The 3,837-nt window shown below is 73.8% G+C and carries 3 protein-coding genes and 1 pseudogene; all 4 read right to left on the bottom strand.

What is annotated here, in order from left to right:
• The coding region (locus tag IH13_RS0108695; RefSeq protein ID WP_031082577.1) for a response regulator at window positions 1-358 on the bottom strand (358 nt) is incomplete at its 3' end.
• Window positions 355-1,746, bottom strand: a complete 1,392-nt coding sequence (locus IH13_RS0108690) for a sensor histidine kinase (RefSeq protein WP_031082575.1) — start codon at window positions 1,744-1,746, stop codon at window positions 355-357. The genes IH13_RS0108690 and IH13_RS0108695, both read right to left, overlap by 4 nt.
• Window positions 1,747-1,841: 95 nt before the next feature.
• Window positions 1,842-2,762, bottom strand: a complete 921-nt coding sequence (locus IH13_RS0108685; protein WP_031082573.1) for a DUF4429 domain-containing protein — start codon at window positions 2,760-2,762, stop codon at window positions 1,842-1,844.
• A 97-nt stretch (window positions 2,763-2,859) separates the two neighbouring features.
• Window positions 2,860-3,824, bottom strand: a pseudogene (locus IH13_RS37010) (alpha/beta hydrolase); the annotation flags it as partial.
• Window positions 3,825-3,837: the final 13 nt, after the last annotated feature.

Raw genomic sequence — 3,837 nt, 5'->3', positions numbered from 1 at the left:
CCGCCGCGATCAGATCGGCCGGCGGCGCGTCCTTCAGCAGGAAGCCGGACGCCCCGACGCGCAGCGCCTCGTACACGTAGTCGTCCACGTCGAACGTGGTGAGCATCAGCACCTTCGGGCGGTGGTCCGTCCCCTCGCCCGGGGACAGCAGCTCGCGGGCCGCCGCCAGACCGTCCATCTCCGGCATCCGGACGTCCATCAGGACCACGTCCGGACACGTCCTCCGGCTCACCTCGACACCCTGGCGCCCGTCCGGCGCCTCCCCCACCACCTCGATGTCGCTCTGGGCGGCCAGCAGCGCCGCGAAACCCGCCCGGACCATGGCCTGGTCGTCAACGATGATCACGCGGATGCTCACGAGTCCTCCGAGGCCTGGGATGCGGACGGGACCGCGGGTGCGGCGGAGAGCGGAAGCCGTGCGGCCACCCGGAAGCCCCCGTCGGGCAGCGGCCCCGTGTCCAGCGTGCCGCCGGTCAACCGTACGCGTTCCCGCATCCCGACCAGCCCGTGCCCCGTACCACTCGCCTCCAGCGGCGAACCGGGCCGCTCCGCCCGGTCGTTGACGACCAGGACCGTCAGATGGCGGCCGAGCGCCGTGACCGACACCCGGGTGCGGGCGCCCGGCGCGTGCCGCACCACGTTGGCCAGGGCCTCCTGCACGATGCGGTACGCGGACAGGTCGACGGCCTGGGGCAGCCCGTCCGCCGTCGCCTCCGGCACCTCCGTGCCCATCGAGAGCTCCACGGGCAGCCCCGTCCGCACGGTGGCCTCCACCAGCTGCTGGATCCGGCCGAGCCCCGGCTGAGGCGCCCGCTCGCCCTCCGTGCCGTCGCTGCGCAGCACCGAGAGCAGCCGTCTCATCTCCGTCAGCGACTCCCGCGCACTCGCCGCGATCGAGTCGAACTCCGCGCGTGCCTCCTGGGGGAGCCCGCTGATCCGGTACGGTGCCGAGTCCGCCTGCACCGTGATCACGGACATGTGGTGGGCGACCACGTCGTGCAGTTCCCGGGCGATCCGGGTCCGTTCCTCCAGCAGGGTCCGCCCCGCACGCTCGGCCTCGCTGATGGTCTCCTGCTCGGCGAGCCTGTGCTGTGCCTCGCGCCGCTCCCGCAGCGCCGCCACGATCAGCAGGACGAGGCCGCCCAGGACCGGCATCAGGAAACTGCCGTTGCTGCGGTCCGGCGCGAGCAGATGCAGCACCAGCCCGGCCGTGCCGGTCGTCAGCCAGACGGCGAGCAGGGTCCGCCGGGTCTCACGCAGGCCCAGGGCGATCAGCACGAAGAGGTAGCCGAGGATGACGGGCGCCGGCCACGGCCAGGGGAGCTCCTGGGGGTGGGGCGGGACCGGCACGGAGGTGGGCGACGGGGAGGCGGCGGGTGCCAGCAGCACCAGCGCGCCGACGACGTCCGCGCAGAAGACGATCCACCACGCCTGCAGCGGACGGTGGGCCAGCATCAGCAGCGGCCCCGCCTGGGCGAGTGCCAGAAGCGCGGCCGACCCGCCGCCCACGTGGTAGTCCGAGGTCAGAAGGGTGAAGGTGACGGGCAGGAAGATGACGGCGAGCAGGGCGACGACGACATACGGCGCCAGCCGGCGCCACCGCCTGGTGGCGCCGGCGAGCAGCGGGGTCGGCGGGTGGGAGGGGCGGGTCAGACTGCGGGCGAGCGCCCCCAGATGGCGGCGGGCGGCGCTGATCAGGCCGTCGGAGGGCGGGAGCGGTCCCGGGGAGGCGGAAGAGGAGGACATGACCCGGCCAGGTTAGGCGGGCGCGGACGGCGGGGCGTCATACCCGGGTGCCGCTTCCGCCCCGTACCGGAGTACGGGGCGGCCGGGCGCGGGTCCTACAGCTCCGCCAGCAGCTCCGCCTTCTTGGCGCTGTACTCGTCGTCCGTCACCAGGCCCGCCCGGTGCAGCTCCCCGAGGTGCCGCATCCGCTCCGCCACCGCCGCGGGGTCGCGCAGCGGGGCGCCCACCGGGGCGGGTGCCGGTACGAGCGGGGCCGGCTGGGTACGGCGTACGGACTCCAGGACCGCCGCCGCGAACGGCAGCGACTCGTGCACCGGGCCGTAGCCCAGCCCGAACAGGACGGCCGCCGGGTCCTGGTCGGCCTGGACGCGCCGGGAGGCGGCGTCCGGGCAGCCCTGCCCGGGAACGGGCGCCGGGCCGTCGGCCTCCGGGGACGCGCCGCGCGGCACCAGCCGCAGGTAGCCCTCCACCGCGTCCGGGGACCGCCACTCGACCCCGCTCAGCTCCGCCACCGGGAACGTCTGGTCGCCGGCCTTCCACTTGGCGCTGGACGCCCCGGTCCACGACCACCGGAAGGAGACCCGCGACCCGTCGAAACCGGCCCGGCCGTCGTACGCCTTGAACTGCATGGGCGCCTCCGGGGCCGCGACCATGAACCGCTCGGCGGGCCGGGACGCGTCCGGTGCCAGGACCGACCGCAGCTCGTCCGCGTAGTACTCGGCGAGGGCCTCGCGGTCGGCGGGCAGGGCCAGCCGGTACGGGTCGCAGCCCTCCTTCAGCTGTCCCGCGGCTGCCTCCAGCAGCGGGTCGGCGCCCGGTCTCGGCACCGCGTGCAGGACCACCGTGCCCCGCTTGCCCGGGGACAACGCCACCGACGACAACGCCGCGTACGGAACACGGCGTTCACGCAGGCTCTGGAAGAGCCTCGGCGTGCGGATCCCCCGTTCGAAGCGGATGAGCAAGGAGTCGGTGTCGAACTCCCAGGTGGCATGATTTCCGGCCAGCACATCACCCATGTGCTTCATCGTATGCGGCATGCGCTCTCACGTCCCCCCTCGGTGTGAGCATTCCCGGTAGGAGCGTTCACGGACTGTTCACCGCGCTCTACGCGCGTCAGGCACGCAGCCCCCCGGAAATCTCACGCTGACAGGCCTGATCGGCGCTCGCACAGCTGATCGAGCTGTAGGCGCCCACGCCGATGGCGGCGAAATTGCTGAGGCTCTCGGTGCCCGGCTCGAAATAGCCGCTGTGCCCCACGGCCCCGCTCGCCGACACGAGCCGCGCGCCGAACTCGGGGGCGACCGGGTCGGCACCGTGCCCGAGCCCGCCGAGCTCCAGGTGCGGCACGTCCTCGATCCAGTCGCCGCTGTCCCGCATGGCCCACACCCGCGCGCGCGTGTCCAGGGCCGCGGCGCTGTCCGCCCGCATGCCGGGGCTCCCCGCGACCGCGATGTCCGAGACCCGGCCGGGCAGGCCGCGCGCGGCCAGACCGCACAGCACGGAGCCGTAGCTGTGGCAGAACAGCGAGACGGTCGAGGTGCCGGGCAGCGCCGCGAGGAGCGAGTTCAGCCGCACCGCCCCGCTCGCCGCCAGGCCGCCGAGCTGTCTCTTATACACATCTCGTCCGCCCACGCGATGACGGCGGTGCGGGTACCGGGACGGGCCGCGCGCTCCGCGCCGTACAGGGAGCGTGCCATGCCCACCGGCGCGGTGTTCACCTTGGGGCCCGTGCGCTCCAGCGTCAGCAGGTTGGTGTCGACACCGGGCACCACGACCGAGACGCGTTCCGCGCGGTCGAGGTCGCCGAGCACCTCGGCCGCGTGTCCTCTTCCCGACGGGTCGAAGGCGAGGATCTGCCGGTCCTTCGCGAGCAGCGACCGGAAGCGTTCCAGCCGGAGCAGGGCCTGGTGGCGGCCGTCACGCGAGAGCGCGGTGTCCTGGGTGCGTTGCTGCTCCACGGCCCCGGCCTGCATCAGCGCGTGCCGGTTGGCGCGATAGCGCAGCGTGACCGGGGCACCGTTCATGTTGCCCACCACCAGGGGGTACTTGTCCGCGAGCGCCGTCTGCTGGCGGCCTGTCTCTTATACACAT

Origin of the sequence: Streptomyces sp. NRRL WC-3549 (assembly GCF_000721935.1) — a bacterium.
Lineage (GTDB): Bacteria > Actinomycetota > Actinomycetes > Streptomycetales > Streptomycetaceae > Streptomyces.
This window is presented reverse-complemented; position numbering and strand designations above follow the sequence as displayed.